At 72.3% G+C, this 13,293-nt stretch carries 14 protein-coding genes; 7 read left to right on the plus strand and 7 right to left on the minus strand.

What is annotated here, in order from left to right; translation table 11 throughout:
- Positions 1-37 precede the first annotated feature (37 nt).
- Positions 38-598: a hypothetical protein gene (locus tag DDQ41_RS21890; protein ID WP_109296007.1), complete on the minus strand. Its 561-nt coding sequence runs from the start codon at positions 596-598 to the stop codon at positions 38-40.
- Positions 599-719: 121 nt separating this feature from the next.
- Here DDQ41_RS21890 and DDQ41_RS21895 point away from each other — a divergent pair, with 121 nt between their 5' ends.
- Together DDQ41_RS21895 and DDQ41_RS21900 are read left to right on the plus strand one after the other, a co-directional pair.
- Positions 720-1,085: a hypothetical protein gene (locus tag DDQ41_RS21895; protein WP_245991073.1), complete on the plus strand. Its 366-nt coding sequence runs from the start codon at positions 720-722 to the stop codon at positions 1,083-1,085.
- A 446-nt stretch (positions 1,086-1,531) separates the two neighbouring features.
- Entirely contained in the window at positions 1,532-2,794 is a 1,263-nt protein-coding gene (locus tag DDQ41_RS21900; RefSeq protein WP_109296008.1) for a L,D-transpeptidase, read from the plus strand.
- A 161-nt stretch (positions 2,795-2,955) separates the two neighbouring features.
- Here DDQ41_RS21900 and DDQ41_RS21905 read toward each other — a convergent pair whose 3' ends face one another.
- Positions 2,956-3,837 carry a helix-turn-helix transcriptional regulator gene (locus DDQ41_RS21905; protein WP_109296009.1) on the minus strand — a complete coding sequence of 294 codons (882 nt, stop codon included), beginning with the start codon at positions 3,835-3,837 and terminating at the stop codon, positions 2,956-2,958.
- Between the two features lie 126 nt (positions 3,838-3,963).
- Between DDQ41_RS21905 and DDQ41_RS21910 the strand changes: the two genes are divergently transcribed.
- The 4 genes from DDQ41_RS21910 (at position 3,964) to DDQ41_RS21925 (ending at position 8,218) form a co-directional block, all read left to right on the plus strand.
- The gene (locus tag DDQ41_RS21910) at positions 3,964-5,016 is read left to right on the plus strand and encodes an NAD(P)-dependent alcohol dehydrogenase (RefSeq protein ID WP_109296010.1); all 1,053 of its coding nucleotides are present in this window, start codon (positions 3,964-3,966) and stop codon (positions 5,014-5,016) included.
- Positions 5,017-5,329: 313 nt separating this feature from the next.
- The gene (locus DDQ41_RS21915; protein ID WP_172607641.1) at positions 5,330-5,995 is read left to right on the plus strand and encodes a response regulator; all 666 of its coding nucleotides are present in this window, start codon (positions 5,330-5,332) and stop codon (positions 5,993-5,995) included.
- Entirely contained in the window at positions 5,992-7,179 is a 1,188-nt protein-coding gene (locus DDQ41_RS21920; protein ID WP_109296012.1) for a sensor histidine kinase, read from the plus strand. The genes DDQ41_RS21915 and DDQ41_RS21920 overlap by 4 nt, the downstream gene beginning before the upstream one ends.
- Positions 7,180-7,438: 259 nt before the next feature.
- The gene (locus DDQ41_RS21925; RefSeq protein WP_109296013.1) at positions 7,439-8,218 is read left to right on the plus strand and encodes a bestrophin-like domain; all 780 of its coding nucleotides are present in this window, start codon (positions 7,439-7,441) and stop codon (positions 8,216-8,218) included.
- 246 nt (positions 8,219-8,464) lie between these two features.
- Here DDQ41_RS21925 and msrA read toward each other — a convergent pair whose 3' ends face one another.
- Positions 8,465-9,139 (minus strand): peptide-methionine (S)-S-oxide reductase MsrA, encoded by a 675-nt coding sequence (msrA, locus tag DDQ41_RS21930; RefSeq protein WP_109296014.1) that lies wholly within the window; start codon positions 9,137-9,139, stop codon positions 8,465-8,467.
- Between the two features lie 152 nt (positions 9,140-9,291).
- Positions 9,292-10,398: a hypothetical protein gene (locus DDQ41_RS21935; RefSeq protein ID WP_109296015.1), complete on the minus strand. Its 1,107-nt coding sequence runs from the start codon at positions 10,396-10,398 to the stop codon at positions 9,292-9,294.
- Between the two features lie 202 nt (positions 10,399-10,600).
- Here DDQ41_RS21935 and DDQ41_RS21940 point away from each other — a divergent pair, with 202 nt between their 5' ends.
- A complete protein-coding gene (locus DDQ41_RS21940) occupies positions 10,601-11,749 on the plus strand; it encodes a cystathionine gamma-synthase (protein WP_109296016.1) in 1,149 nt (382 codons plus the stop codon).
- A gap of 367 nt (positions 11,750-12,116) precedes the next feature.
- On the opposite strand, the gene DDQ41_RS21945 is transcribed toward DDQ41_RS21940, so the two are convergent.
- From DDQ41_RS21945 to DDQ41_RS21955, 3 genes are all read right to left on the minus strand, one after another.
- Complete coding sequence (locus tag DDQ41_RS21945) at positions 12,117-12,308, minus strand: DUF1059 domain-containing protein (protein ID WP_109296017.1); 192 nt, start codon at positions 12,306-12,308, stop codon at positions 12,117-12,119.
- A gap of 199 nt (positions 12,309-12,507) precedes the next feature.
- Positions 12,508-12,759, minus strand: a complete 252-nt coding sequence (locus DDQ41_RS32065; protein ID WP_109296018.1) for a hypothetical protein — start codon at positions 12,757-12,759, stop codon at positions 12,508-12,510.
- Entirely contained in the window at positions 12,756-13,271 is a 516-nt protein-coding gene (locus DDQ41_RS21955) for a sigma factor-like helix-turn-helix DNA-binding protein (RefSeq protein WP_109296019.1), read from the minus strand. The genes DDQ41_RS32065 and DDQ41_RS21955 overlap by 4 nt, the downstream gene beginning before the upstream one ends.
- Between the last annotated feature and the right edge of the window lie 22 nt (positions 13,272-13,293).

Raw genomic sequence — 13,293 nt, forward strand, 5'->3', positions numbered from 1 at the left:
GCCGCCGGGAGACCGGGGCCGGGCCCCGCGGTCCGGCTCAGACCGGCCGGCTGCCGCTCCTGCGGGACGCATGGCTCACGAACCCGGCACCGACCACGAGGAACAGCGTGCCTCCGACCAGATACGGCGTCGTGTCCACGCTGCCCGTGTCGGCCAGCGCCAGGCCCTGCTCTTCGCCCCGCGGTTCCCCGGCGCCCGTCGGCGCACCGTCCGCGGCCGGGACGTCCCCCGCCACACCGGAGGGGGACACGGCCGGGGAACCGCCCGCCGCACCCGCGTCGCGTGCGCCGTCTTCCCTGCCTCGGCCGCCTTCCCCGCCTCCGGCGTCTTCCCCGCCTCCGCCGCCTCCGCCGCTTTCGCTGCCTTGGCCGCCTTCCCCGCCTTCGGCGCTCTCGCCGTCCTCGGCACTCTCCTCGTCTTCGGCAGTCTCGGCGCGTTCGCCGTCTTCGACGCCGGAAGCGGAAGCTCCGGACCGGGATTGATCCGGCTGTCCGTACTCACCGTCCGCCGTCGCGTTCGCCGAGGGCACGAACCACAGCGCGCAGAGCAGGGAACCGGCGGCTGCGGCGGTCAGCAGCGGTCGGAGGGCGACGGACACGGGAAAACGATCCCCCTTGTGGCAGCGGTGAGTTGACCGCGTGAGGCGATACTCCGGCGATGCTAATGAACACAGCGGGTCGCAGGAAAGTCGGGAGGCCCCGCACTCTAGTCTCCGTCGTATGACCCCTTCTGAGACATCACGCTATGTGCGGCTACACGTCGAATTGGTGCTGGAGGTGGCCGAACCGGAAGAGCTGACCGGGGCGGCCCTCGACCGTGTCGAGACCGACGAACTCATGCCCGAGGAGGAGCGTGCGCACGCCTCGTCGTCGGTGCGCGACGACGCCGCGGAGGCCCTCGCGTATCTCGTCGACCCCTTCGACCTGATCGGCGACGTTCCCGGCGTGGAACTCGCCCAGGCCTCGTGGAGCTGCGAGCAGGTCGACTACGACCCCGATGCCGGCGACTGGGATATCGACGAGGAAGATGGGGAGACGGACGAGGACGGTCGGGGCGACGGGACGGAACCCGCACGCCACCCGTGAGGTGACGGGACGTGACGCAACTGGACCTGACGAGCCTGATGAACCTGACGGTCCGGATGAACCAGGTGAACCGGATGAATCGGGTGGACCGGACGAACCGGACGAACCGGACGGATCGGATGGGTCGTATGCATCAGGCGGATCAGGCGGATCAGATGGATCAGACGGACCAGATGGACCAGACGGACGGACCAGACGGATGGGCCACGCGGTTCAGCCGGGCCAGGCGGGCATCGGGCGCCGAGGGTGGCGAAACCGGGCCCGCTCCCCGTACGGCCCGCGGGGCGGCGGTGAAGGGCCGCCGGGGCGGGAACGCAGGGTGCAACCGCAACCGACGCGCCCCCGGCTGCGTCGATGAGTGGTGTTGCCCACAAAAACCGCCGGGAGTGGAACCAGGCCGGGCGGTTTGGGTCTTCTTGACAGAGATCGCAGGTCAATCGGTGACGATGGAGAAGCGTGTGATGACGGACAGCAAGCGGCGCGGACGACTGGCCGTGTCCGCCCTGCTCGGTGGAGTACTGGTACTCACGGGCTGCAGCAGCGCCGATGCCGACGGCTCTGCCGCCGAGAGCTCCACGAAGTCGCAGGAGCAGGTGGACGAGGCGGCAGCCAAGGAAACCTCGGACGCCCGAATAGTCATCTCGCCCAAGAACGGCGCGGCCAACGCCGGCATCAACAACGACGCGAAGGTCACCGTCAGCGAGGGCAAGCTCACCAAGGTGACCATGACCACCGCCGACGGCGGCGCCGTGGAGGGCACGCTCGCCGGCGACGGCAGGAGCTGGAAGCCGAACGGCCAGCTGGAGCGCGCGACCGTCTACAAGATCTCGGCCACCGCCGAGGACGCGAAGGGCCGCGAGGCGCACGAGAACTCCTCGTTCACCACGGTCTCGCCCGACAACAGCTTCATCGGCAACTTCACCCCCGAGGACGGTTCCACCGTCGGCGTCGGCATGCCCGTCTCGATCAACTTCAACAAGGCGATCACGGACCGCAAGGCCGTGCAGTCCGGCATCACCGTCTCCTCCAGCAGCGGCCAGGAGGTCGTCGGCCACTGGTTCAACTCCCAGCGGCTCGACTTCCGCCCGGACGACTACTGGAAGGAGGGCTCCACCGTCACGCTGAAGCTGGAGCTGGACGGCGTCGAGGGCGCCGACGGAGTCTTCGGCGTGCAGCAGAAGACGGTGTCCTTCACCATCGGCCGCAACCAGGTCTCCACCGTCGACGCCGCCGCGAAGACCATGACGGTCACCCAGGACGGCAAGACGGTCAAGACCATCCCGATATCCGCCGGCTCGCCCGAGAACCCGACCTACAACGGTCAGATGGTCATCTCGGAGAAGTTCAAGGAGACCCGGATGAACGGGGCGACCGTGGGCTTCACGGACGACGACGGCAAGGGCGAGTACGACATCAAGGACGTCCCGCACGCCATGCGGCTGTCCACCTCCGGCACGTTCATCCACGGCAACTACTGGGGCGCCGACTCGATCTTCGGCAGTGCCAACACCAGTCACGGCTGCGTGGGCCTGAACGACGTCAAGGGCGCCGACGACCCGAAGCAGCCCGGTGCCTGGTTCTACGACAACTCGATCATCGGTGACGTCGTCGTCGTCAAGAACTCCAAGGACAAGACGATCCAGCCCGACAACGGCCTCAACGGCTGGAACATGAGCTGGGCGGACTGGAAGGCCGGCTCGGCGGTCTGAGCCCGCCCGGAGGTCTGAGCCCGCCCGGCGGGGAATGCCGGCTTCCGAGCCCGCCCGGCTGCCGACCGGCGCCCCGCTGACCCCGGCGCCCCGCTGACCACCGGCGCCCGGGCCCCGAACACACCGGCGGCGTCGACGTGACCCGGTCCCTCAGGACCGGGTCACGTCTGCGTCCCGTGCTCGGCGGCCGCCGGGTACGCCTCCTCGTCGACGCCCCACTTCGCCAGCAGCCCCAGTGACTCCTCGGACGCCGAGCCCGGCTCCGCGTGATAGGTCACCAGGGACAGATCGTGGTCGTCGGGGACCCTCAGCGTCTCGTAGGACAGCGTCATCCCGCCCACCAGCCGGTGATGCAGCCGCTTCGTCCCGTGCCCCTTCTCCTGCACCGTGTGAGCCGCCCACAGGGTGCGGAAGTCGTCGCTCTTCACCGACAGCTCGCCCACCAGCGAGGAGAGGTCGCGATCGTCCGGGTAGCAGCCCGCGCACAGCCGCAGCGCGCTCACCACCTCGACCGCCTTGCACTCCCAGTCCACGTACAGATCGCGCGTGCCCGGGTCGAGGAACACCATCCGTGCGAAGTTCCGCCGCTCGGGCGGCCGGGCCGCGAAGTCCCCGAACAGGGCGGACGCCATCCGGTTCCAGCCCAGGACCTCCATCCGGCGCCCGAGGTACAGGGCCGGTACCGCGTCCATCGCGTCGATCAGCACCTGGAGCTGAGGCCGCAGCGTATGGCCCGGTCGCGAGGACCTTTTCTTCTTCTTCTGGTTCGGCTTCGCCAGATGTGTCAGATGGTCGCGCTCGGTGTCCGAGAGCCGCAGGGCCCGCGCGATCGAGTCGAGCACCTCGAAGGACACGTTCTGCCCGTGGCCCTGCTCGAGCCGGGTGTAGTACGCCACGGACACCCCGGCCAGCTGCGCCAGCTCCTCCCGGCGCAGCCCGGGCACCCGGCGGTGGCGGCCGAAGTCGGGCAGGCCGACGTCCGCCGGCTTCAGCCGGGCCCGGCGCGAGCGCAGGAATTCACTGAGTTCGGCACGCTGGTCCATACGTCAAGTATTCAGGCTCCGGACGGCGGCAGGCGTGCCGAGCCTGACCCTGCCAGTGGTAGGCACGGCGGACGTACGAAGAACAGAGGGCTGGGTGATCCCGGGGAGAGGCGTCAGCCTCGATCCATGAGCACACAAGCGACCACTGTTCCCGCCTACGCGGCACCCGCCGCGAAGGCCCCGCTGGAGCGCACCGCCATCCCGCGGAGGGCGGTCGGTGAGCACGACGTCCTGATCGAGATCAAGTACGCCGGCGTCTGCCATTCGGACATCCACCAGGCCCGCGACGGCTGGGGCGAGGGCATCTTCCCGATGGTCCCCGGCCACGAGATCGCCGGCGTCGTCACCGAGACGGGCCCCGGGGTCACCGGGTTCGCCGTCGGGGACCGCGTCGGCGTCGGCTGCATGGTGGACTCCTGCCGGGTCTGCGACAACTGCCGGGCCGGGCTTCAGCAGCACTGCGCCAACGGCAGCGTCATGACGTACAACGCCCTCGACAGGAGCGGGGAGCCCACGTACGGCGGCTACTCCACGCACATCGTCGTGGACGAGGCGTTCACCGTGCGGATCCCCGACGGGCTCTCCCTCGACGTGGCCGCACCGCTGCTGTGCGCCGGGATCACGGTCTACTCCCCGCTGCGCCACTGGAACGCGGGGCCCGGCGTGAAGGTCGCCGTCGTCGGGCTCGGCGGCCTCGGCCACATGGCCGTCAAGATCGCCAACGCGCTGGGGGCGGAGGTGACCGTGCTGTCCCAGTCGCTGCGCAAGAAGGACGACGGGCTGGCGCTCGGCGCCCGGCACTACTACGCCACCAGCGACGACGCCACCTTCGAGGCCCTCGCCGGCACCTTCGACCTGATCATCAGCACCGTCTCGGCGCCGCTGCCCCTCGACAGGTTCCTGGGCCTGCTGAGGACGGACGGCACGATGGTGAACGTCGGCGCCCCCGAGGAGCCCGTCTCGCTGAACCTCTTCTCCCTGATCGGGGGCCGCAAGGCCCTCGCCGGCTCCACGATCGGCGGCATCCCGGAGACCCAGGAGATGCTCGACTTCTGCGCCGAGCACGGCCTGGGGGCCGAGATCGAGGTGATCCGCGCGGACCAGGTCAACGAGGCGTACGAGCGGGTGCTGCGCAGTGATGTGCGCTACCGGTTCGTGATCGACACCGCCACGATCTGACCGCCGTCGCCCTGAGGGGCCGTGCCGCCGGAGGACCGGCCGCACGGCCCCGAGTGCTGCGGGTACCGCGGTCCCGAGCCCTGCGGGTACCGCGGTTCCGAGCCCTGCGGGTACCGAGTGCTGCGGGTACCGCGGTTCCGAGCGCCGCGGGTATCGAGCGCCGCGGGTACCGCGGCCGGGCGGACCTGCGGGGCCCGGCACACGCACCGGCCCGTACGCCCCCGGCCGCCGCTCCGGCTCACCCGCGCGGCCCACCGCCCGGCATGGTACGAATCGGACAGTGGTCTCACGGGGCACGGCGAGTGGAGCACGCGTGATCCGGGTAATGGTGGTCGACGACGAAGCCCTGATCCGCACGGGCTTCCAGCACATCCTCGACGCGGCCGACGACATCGAGGTGGTGGCCGCGGTGCCCGGCGCCGAAGCCGTCCGGACCGCCGAGGAGACCCGCCCCGACGTCGTGCTGCTGGACATCCGGATGCCGGACGTCGACGGGATCACCGTCCTCGGCGGCCTGCGCCGCCTGCCGCACCCTCCCGTCGTCGCCATGCTCACGACGTTCGACATGGACGAGTACGTGGCCACCGCCCTGCGGGCCGGCGCCGCCGGCTTCCTGCTCAAGGACACCGACCCCGAGGCCCTGCCGTTCCTCGTGCGGACCCTCGCCGACGGGGGTTCCGTCCTGTCCTCCAAGGTCACCAGGACCGTCGTCGACGGCTACCTCGACGCGGGCCCCGAGGAGACCGCCGTACGCGGAATCGCCCGGCTGACCGACCGTGAGCGCGCCGTGCTCGTGCTGATCGGCGAGGGACTGTCCAACGCCGACATCGCCGCCCGTATGCACCTGGGCACCGGCACGGTGAAGGACCACGTCAGCGCCATCCTCACCAAACTCGAAGTGGCGGGCCGCGTCCAGGCCGCCCTGCTCGCCGAGCGGGCCGGCCTGCTCAGGCAGCCCAGGGACCAGGAGGCGCCATGACCTCCCGTCGAGTACCGCCCCCGCTGACAGACGCCGTGCTGGTCGTCGTGGCGCTGCTCGACGTCTGGGTCAACGTCACCCCGGCCGAGCCGTTCCGCATGGGCTTCGCCCTGGCAGCCGCGTTCGCGCTGGCGCTGCGCCGCCGGGTGCCGCTGCTCGTCTTCCTGATCACGCTGCCCGCCGTCGCCCTGAGCGACGCGATCTTCGCCGGACTGGCCGCCCTCTACACCCTGGCCTCGCTGTCCCGCCGCCGGACCCTGCTCGTGCTCTGCGCGCTGGCCTTCACGCTCTGCGACATGACCTCGCTGCCGTCCCCGGAGTTCGACCTGACGAAGACCGCCACCCTCATCACCCTCGGCTACACCGCCGCCACGGCGGCCGCCCCCGTGTTCCTCGGCCAGCTCGTCCAGACCCGGCGCGACCTGTCGCTGCGGCTGGCGGAGATCTCCGAGGCCCGGGACCACGAGCGGCTGCTGACCACCCAGACCGTCCTCGCCAAGGAACGGGCCCAGCTCGCCCGCGAGATGCACGACGTGGTCTCCCACCAGGTCAGCCTGATCGCCGTACGGGCCGGAGCGCTCCAGGTCGGCACCGGAGACCCGGAGGTCAGGGACGCCGCGAGCACGATCCGCAGGCTGAGCGTGCAGACCCTGGACGAACTGCGCCACATGGTCAGCGTGCTGCGGGCCTCCGGCGGGCGGCTCGCCGAACTGACCCCCCAGCCGTCCCTGGCGGACCTTCAGCGGCTCGTCGACGGCAGCGGTATCGAGGCCGAACTGCACACGGACCTGCCGTCCCCCGGAAACCCGCCGCACCCCCTCGCGGAACCGGGCGGGAACGGCACCGGCCCCGGTCCGGCCGACGGCACGCGGGACCCGGACGGGCTCCCGCCGACCGTCCAGCGCGCCATCTACCGCACCGTCCAGGAGGCCCTGACCAACGTCCGCAAGCACGCCCCGGGCGCCACCGCCACGGTCCGGGTGCGGCGCGACGGCGGCGCGGTCCGCGTCACGGTCACCAACACCGCCCCCACCCGGCCCGCCCTGCCCCTTCCCAGCGCCCATTACGGTCTGGTCGGCCTGCGCCAGCGTGCCGAACTCCTGGGCGGCACGTTCGACTCCGGCCCGACCGCGGACGGCGGCTACGAACTGCGGCTGGAACTCCCGGCACAGGACCGCCGCTGAGCGGGTCCGCTTGCGGGGGACACACCTGTTCGGCGGAGTGCGGCCGCCGCACCGGGCCGCGGTGCGCCGGCCGCACCGCGGCCGGCGACCGAGGAGCAGGCCGTCGCGCGCCCCGCGCCCCGCGCCCCGCGCGCGCCGTTCGGACGGCTGCCCTTCGCCCCCTGCGTGTACGAGCGGCGCTTCGCGGCGCAGAGGCTAGGTTCGGTGGCGGGACAACGCCCGAGACGTGGCGGGACAACGCCCGAAATGAGGTCGGCTTGTGGTGGTACTGCTCCAGGGGCACGCCTGGGTGGCCGGAGTCGTCGTCGTACTGGGAACCTCCGCCGCGGGCCTGGGGCTGCTGTTCCTCGTCCGCCGTGCCTCCGCCAGGAAGCCGTACGAACCGCACAACGCCGTGCTCGCGGGTTGCCTGGGGTTCGTCGGGACGATCTACGCGATCACCTCTGTCTTCACCATGTTCCACGAGCTGGGCGGCTACGACCGGCTTCGTCAGGACCTGCGGAAGGAGGCCTTCGTCGTCGCGTCGATCGCGATGGACAGCTCGGTCATGGGAGGCGCCGCACAGCGGGGCATCGAGGAGGCGGTCCGGTCCTACAACGAGACGGTGCTCGCCGAGTGGCCGCGCACGGCCCGCGGCGAGTTCAGTACGAGGGTCGAGACGGCGCGGAAGCAGTTGATGGGCGAACTGGCGGAGTTGCGGCCTCGGACGGAGGCGCAACGGACCTACGTCAGCGAGTCACTCAAGGCGGTCCAAGAGGCCACGGCGGGGCAGGAGTACCAGCTGTTCGTCGCCCGGAGCGGTCTGCTGGAAGCCGTCGTGTGGTGCGCCCTCCTCGTCTCGGCCGCCGCGGCACTCCTCTTCTGCTGTCTCTTCCGCCTCCGGGAATGGCGGTTGCAGGCCCTCCTGGTGGCGGTGATCGGCCTCGTCGTGGGAAGCAACCTGTTTCTCGTCCTGGACCTGAGCTATCCCATGGCCGGTCTCCTCTCGGTCAGTCCCGACGGGTACGCCGAGGTGATGCATCTCTTCCTCAGGCGGTGAGGGACCCGAGAGCGCCGGCAACCGCCCACGGACCCGGCCGCCCCTGCCGGGCCCTGCGCCCCGCACGACGGTCGCGGGACGTGCTGCGGGACACGGCGAGCGCGAGCCGCTCCGCCGACCGCTCCGTATGGTGACCGCAGTCGGGGGCCATGAGCATGTGATGTCTGCTGAAGGCGGCCCGGACACCGGTCGGATCGCAGCCGCGATCGTAAGACGGCCACGGCTCGGTGCTCCTGGCCGGTCGGGTCACTCGTCGGCTGTCGGCGCCGACGCGACGCCGACCGGGCAGGAGACCCCCGTGCCGCCGATGCCGCAGTAGCCCGCCGGATTCTTGTCGAGGTACTGCTGGTGGTATCCCTCGGCCGGGTAGAAGGGCCGGCCCTCCGCGGGCAGGATCTCCGTCGTGATCGTGCCGTGGCCCGCGCCCGTCAGCACCTTCTGGTAGGCGTCGCGCGAGGCCTCCGCGGCGCCGGCCTGGGCCGGGGTGCGGGTGTAGAGCGCCGAGCGGTACTGCGTGCCCACGTCGTTGCCCTGGCGGAAGCCCTGGGTCGGGTCGTGGGCCTCCCAGAAGACCTTCAGCAGCTGTGCGTAGGAGACGACGGACGGGTCGTACACCACGCGCACGGCCTCGGTGTGACCGGTCAGGCCCGAGCAGACCTCTTCGTACGTCGGGTTGGGGGTGTGGCCGCCCTGGTAGCCGACGAGCGTGGTCCACACGCCCTCGGTCTGCCAGAACTTGCGCTCGGCGCCCCAGAAGCAGCCCAGTCCGAAGTCGGCGACCTCAAGGCCCTCGGGGTAGGGGCCCAGGAGGGGGTTGCCGAGGACGGTGTGCCGGGCGGGGACGTCGAACTCGGGGGTTTCGCGACCGCGCAGGGCCTGGGCGGGGGTGGGCAGCTCAGGGACGCGGCGGTTCAGGAACATGCGAATCTCCTCCGGGAGTGGTTGCACACACCACAACGCGCACCGGGCCCGCGGGATTCCCCCCTCGGGCCCGGTACGGCAGTGTCGCGCGGCTGCCGGCCCTCCCTCGGGCCCGGTGCGGCAGCGTCGCGCGGCGGCCGGTCCCCGCGCCGTCAGTGCGGCAGCGTCGCGGGGCTGCCGCCGTTCGCCTCGTAGCCGGCGACCGCGAGCGCCCGGAAGACCGCGTACTCCCCGGCCGGGTCGCCGCCGTGGGTCCAGGGCAGGGCGCCGACATGGCCGTCGACCCGGACGAGCTGGTGCATGGCCTCGGCCCAGCGCTCGGACCTGACCAGGAAGAAGATCAGCAGATGGCGGACGTGTGGGAGGACGGGGTGGTCCTCGGGCGCGTGGTGCGCGGCGTGCAGCGCGCCCTCCACGGCCCTGCCGACGACCGCGCTCTGGTAGAAGCCGGACACCAGGTTGACCTCGGGCAGGTGCTCGAAGACGGCGAACAACGGCAGCGCGGAGAGCAGCGAGCCCCTGGGCGCGCGGGCCGCCGAGGTGGTGGCGAAGTGGTCGGCCTCCTCGCGGGAGCCGTGCCACTTCTCGCACCAGTAGTGCAGGGCGGCCAGGTGGGCGCCCATGTGCGCGGGGGCACGGTCGATCACCTTCGCCCAGAGCCGGTCGAACTGCTCCGGGGAGTAGCCGAGCCCGCGGGCCACGGCCAGTTCCACGATGTAGGGGACGGGGTCCCCCGGTGCCAGCAGGGCGGCCTCCCCGCAGACCGAGCGGGCCTCCTCCAGGATGATCCGGAAGTCGTCGCTGCCGACCCCACCGGACGCCCGCCAGGCCTGCTGCACCAGGAACTCCGCCTGGACGGCGGCGCCGCCCGCGTCCTTCGGAGACTCCGAACGCCAGGACCGCAGCCATGATCCCCCTGACCCGGGCTGCTGCTGGAGTTCCAGGGCGGCGGCGCCCGCGAACGCCTGCACCCGCTGCCAGCGCCGCTCGCTCTCCTTCCCGGTGCCCGCGAGCAGCTGGGACGCCGCCCGCCAGTCCTGGGTGCGCTGCACCAGGTCGAGTACGTCGAGGAGGTCCTGGTCGGGCCCGGGCAGCCGCAGGTCGAGTTCCTCCTGGCGGACGAATCCGTAGGTCGCGGGGTCGGCGGCGTCGGGCGAGCCGGGCATGACCTGCCGTACGGCGTGGCGGCGGCGCATCACGAACGGGCCGATCGCCGCGGCCAGCAGCCCCAGCGCGATCAGGAACCAGAGAATCTCCATGGGGCCATTGTCCCGGACGGCGACGCGGTGCGAACGAGCCGGGGAGCGGGGTGGGAACGAGTGGGGGAGCGGGGCGGTGCGAACGAGCCGGGGAGCGGGCGGGCCCCCGGGTGCGGGCAGGGCGGCGGGAACGAGCCGGGCAGGGTGCCGGGAACCGGTCGGGCAGGGCCGAGGGCCCGATGGGGGACTACCCTCGAGTCGCATGACTGACCAGCACGGTTTTGAGACCCTCGCCATCCACGCGGGCAACACCGCCGACCCGCTGACCGGCGCGGTCGTCCCGCCCATCTACCAGGTGTCCACCTACAAGCAGGACGGTGTGGGCGGACTGCGCGGCGGTTACGAGTACAGCCGCAGCGCCAACCCGACCCGGACGGCGCTGGAGGAGAACCTCGCCGCGCTGGAGGGCGGCCGGCGCGGCCTCGCCTTCGCCTCCGGACTCGCCGCCGAGGACTGCCTGCTGCGCGCGCTCCTTGCGCCGGGGGACCATGTGGTGATCCCGAACGACGCCTACGGCGGAACGTTCCGGCTGTTCGCCAAGGTGGTGCAGCGCTGGGGCGTGGAGTACTCGGTGGCGGACACCTCCGACGCCGCCTCGGTGCGCGCCGCCCTCACCGACCGTACGAAGGTGATCTGGGTCGAGACCCCGTCCAACCCGCTGCTCGGCATCACCGACATCGCCGCCGTCGCGGACGTCGCCCGTACGGCCGGGGCGAAGCTCGTCGTGGACAACACCTTCGCCAGCCCCTACCTCCAGCAGCCGCTCGCGCTCGGCGCGGACGTGGTCGTCCACTCGCTCACCAAGTACATGGGCGGGCACTCGGACGTCGTCGGCGGGGCGCTGGTCGCGGCCGACGCCGGTCTCGGCGAGGAACTGGCCTACCACCAGAACGCGATGGGCGCGGTGGCCGGGCCGTTCGACTCGTGGATCGTGCTGCGCGGCATCAAGACGCTCGCGGTCCGGATGGACCGCCACTGCGAGAACGCGGCCCGGGTCGCCGAGATGCTCGGCGGTCACCCGAAGGTGGCGCGTGTGCTGTACCCGGGGCTGGAGGAGCACCCCGGGCACGAGATCGCCGCCAAGCAGATGAAGGGCTTCGGCGGGATGGTCTCGTTCCAGGTCCACGGCGGCGAGGAGGCGGCCGTGGAGGTCTGCGACCGTGCCAGGCTGTTCACCCTCGGCGAGTCCCTGGGCGGTGTCGAGTCCCTGATCGAGCACCCGGGCCGGATGACGCACGCCAGTGTCGCCGGCTCCGCGCTGGAGGTCCCGGCGGACCTGGTACGGCTGTCGGTGGGCATCGAGTCGGCGGACGACCTGCTGGCCGACCTGCACCAGGCGCTCGGCGGTTGAGCGGCCGGGCCGTGTGTCCGGGCGGCGGGTCCGGATGGCGGGTCCGGGCCGTGTGTCCGGGCGGCGGGTCCGGGCTCCGGCCTCCCGCGCGTCCGGGCGCCCGGTCCTCCTCGTGGCGGGGGTGAACGGCCGGGCACGCGTGCCCGGCCGGCCGGGTGGGCGGCCCGGTTGCCCCGCCGGGATCGGCTCGGGTGGCCTGTCCGGCTTGAGCGGACGGTCGGCTCGGGTGGGCGGCCCGGTCCGAGCGGACGGTCGGCTCGGGTGGTCTGTCCGGCGCTTCCGCCCGGTCCGCTTCCGCCGCCCGGTCCACCCGGGTGGGCGGCCTCCTGCGTGATGCGGTGTGCGGGCGGGCGTCGCTGACCGTGTGTCAGGCGCCGGCCTTCTCCTCCTCGAGGATTCCGCGTATCTGCTCACGGAGTTCGGGCGACTCCGGGTGGCCGTGGACGGAGACGGCGTGGTCGGTCGCGGCCCGCAGGACTTCGTCCTCCTCGCCCGAGATGGTGAGGGTGCAGCCGGTCTCGCTCGGGAACTTGCGGCAGTCGGCAACTTTTCTGGTCATGGCGACCTCCTGGTGCTGAGGCGTTGCGCCGCTGGTTCCAGGATAGGTCCGGCCGCTCCGGCCGCTCCGGTCGCTCCGGTCGCTCGGGTCGTTCCGGTCGTCGGGTCGTTCCGGTCGCCGCGACCGCCGCGGTCGTCCGGCCGCCCCGCTCGCACGGCCGGTCCGGCCTCCACCGGCGCCCACCGGCGCCCACCGGCCTTCACCAGCCGTCGATCTCCGGGGTGGTCGCCGAGGGTGGTGCGACCCACGGCTCGACGGCCGCCGCCCACAGCGCGAAGCCGATCGCCGCCGCCAGCAGCAGCGCGCAGCCCAGGTGGTGGAGCGTGCGGCGACGGCGGCGCAGCCGGGCCCCGCGGCGGGCCGCGCGGACGTGCAGGTCGGCCGGTACCGGCGGGTGCGGGAGGTCCAGCATGCGCCGGACCTCCTCCTCCTTGCGTCCCGGGCGGTTCATCGGGTGTCCGCCCGGTCGCCGGTCCAGCGCGGTGCGCGCAGCCGGGGCGGCCGGGTGCTGCGCAACAGGGAGACCGCTCGGGTGCCGAGCGCACGGACCCGCTCCGGTGGAAGCCCCAGCAGTGCGGCCGTCTGCTCCTCGGGCACCCCCTCGTACAGCGTCAGCACCAGGACGAGGCGTTCCTGCGGACCGAGCCGGGCCAGCACCCCGTACTCCGCGCCCGTGTCCCAGGTGCGGGCGCGCCGGTGCGGGTGCCAGGCGCCGCGTGCGAAGCGGGCGACCAGCTCCTGGCGGGTGCGGTCGTAGGGGTCCTCGTCCCGCAGCCGGTCCCACTGCGCGTACAGCCGGGCCAGCGCGCCGACCAGCAGCCGCTGCGCCCGCGGGCACCGGGCGGAGGGTTCCGCGGTCAGCAGGGTCGCGACGTGCAGCAGCCGGCCACCGGCCCCCGCGACGAACGCCTCGAACTCGCGGGCGCGGCGACCGGTGAGCGTGGACTGCCGGCTCTCGCGCACGTCCTCATACCAGGGCAGGCGG

Source organism: Streptomyces spongiicola, from assembly GCF_003122365.1.
GTDB classification, from domain to species: domain Bacteria; phylum Actinomycetota; class Actinomycetes; order Streptomycetales; family Streptomycetaceae; genus Streptomyces; species Streptomyces spongiicola.

Excerpts from the sequence above, each read along its gene's own strand:
- DDQ41_RS21940 (WP_109296016.1), top strand. The coding sequence starts at position 10,601 with ATGACTGACCAGCACGGTTTTGAGACCCTCGCCATCCACGCGGGCAAC.
- DDQ41_RS21945 (WP_109296017.1), bottom strand. The coding sequence starts at position 12,308 with ATGACCAGAAAAGTTGCCGACTGCCGCAAGTTCCCGAGCGAGACCGGC.
- DDQ41_RS21900 (WP_109296008.1), top strand. The coding sequence starts at position 1,532 with ATGGAGAAGCGTGTGATGACGGACAGCAAGCGGCGCGGACGACTGGCC.
- DDQ41_RS21910 (WP_109296010.1), top strand. The coding sequence starts at position 3,964 with ATGAGCACACAAGCGACCACTGTTCCCGCCTACGCGGCACCCGCCGCG.
- DDQ41_RS21920 (WP_109296012.1), top strand. The coding sequence starts at position 5,992 with ATGACCTCCCGTCGAGTACCGCCCCCGCTGACAGACGCCGTGCTGGTC.
- DDQ41_RS21905 (WP_109296009.1), bottom strand. The coding sequence starts at position 3,837 with ATGGACCAGCGTGCCGAACTCAGTGAATTCCTGCGCTCGCGCCGGGCC.
- DDQ41_RS32065 (WP_109296018.1), bottom strand. The coding sequence starts at position 12,759 with ATGAACCGCCCGGGACGCAAGGAGGAGGAGGTCCGGCGCATGCTGGAC.
- msrA (WP_109296014.1), bottom strand. The coding sequence starts at position 9,139 with ATGTTCCTGAACCGCCGCGTCCCTGAGCTGCCCACCCCCGCCCAGGCC.
- DDQ41_RS21895 (WP_245991073.1), top strand. The coding sequence starts at position 720 with ATGACCCCTTCTGAGACATCACGCTATGTGCGGCTACACGTCGAATTG.
- DDQ41_RS21935 (WP_109296015.1), bottom strand. The coding sequence starts at position 10,398 with ATGGAGATTCTCTGGTTCCTGATCGCGCTGGGGCTGCTGGCCGCGGCG.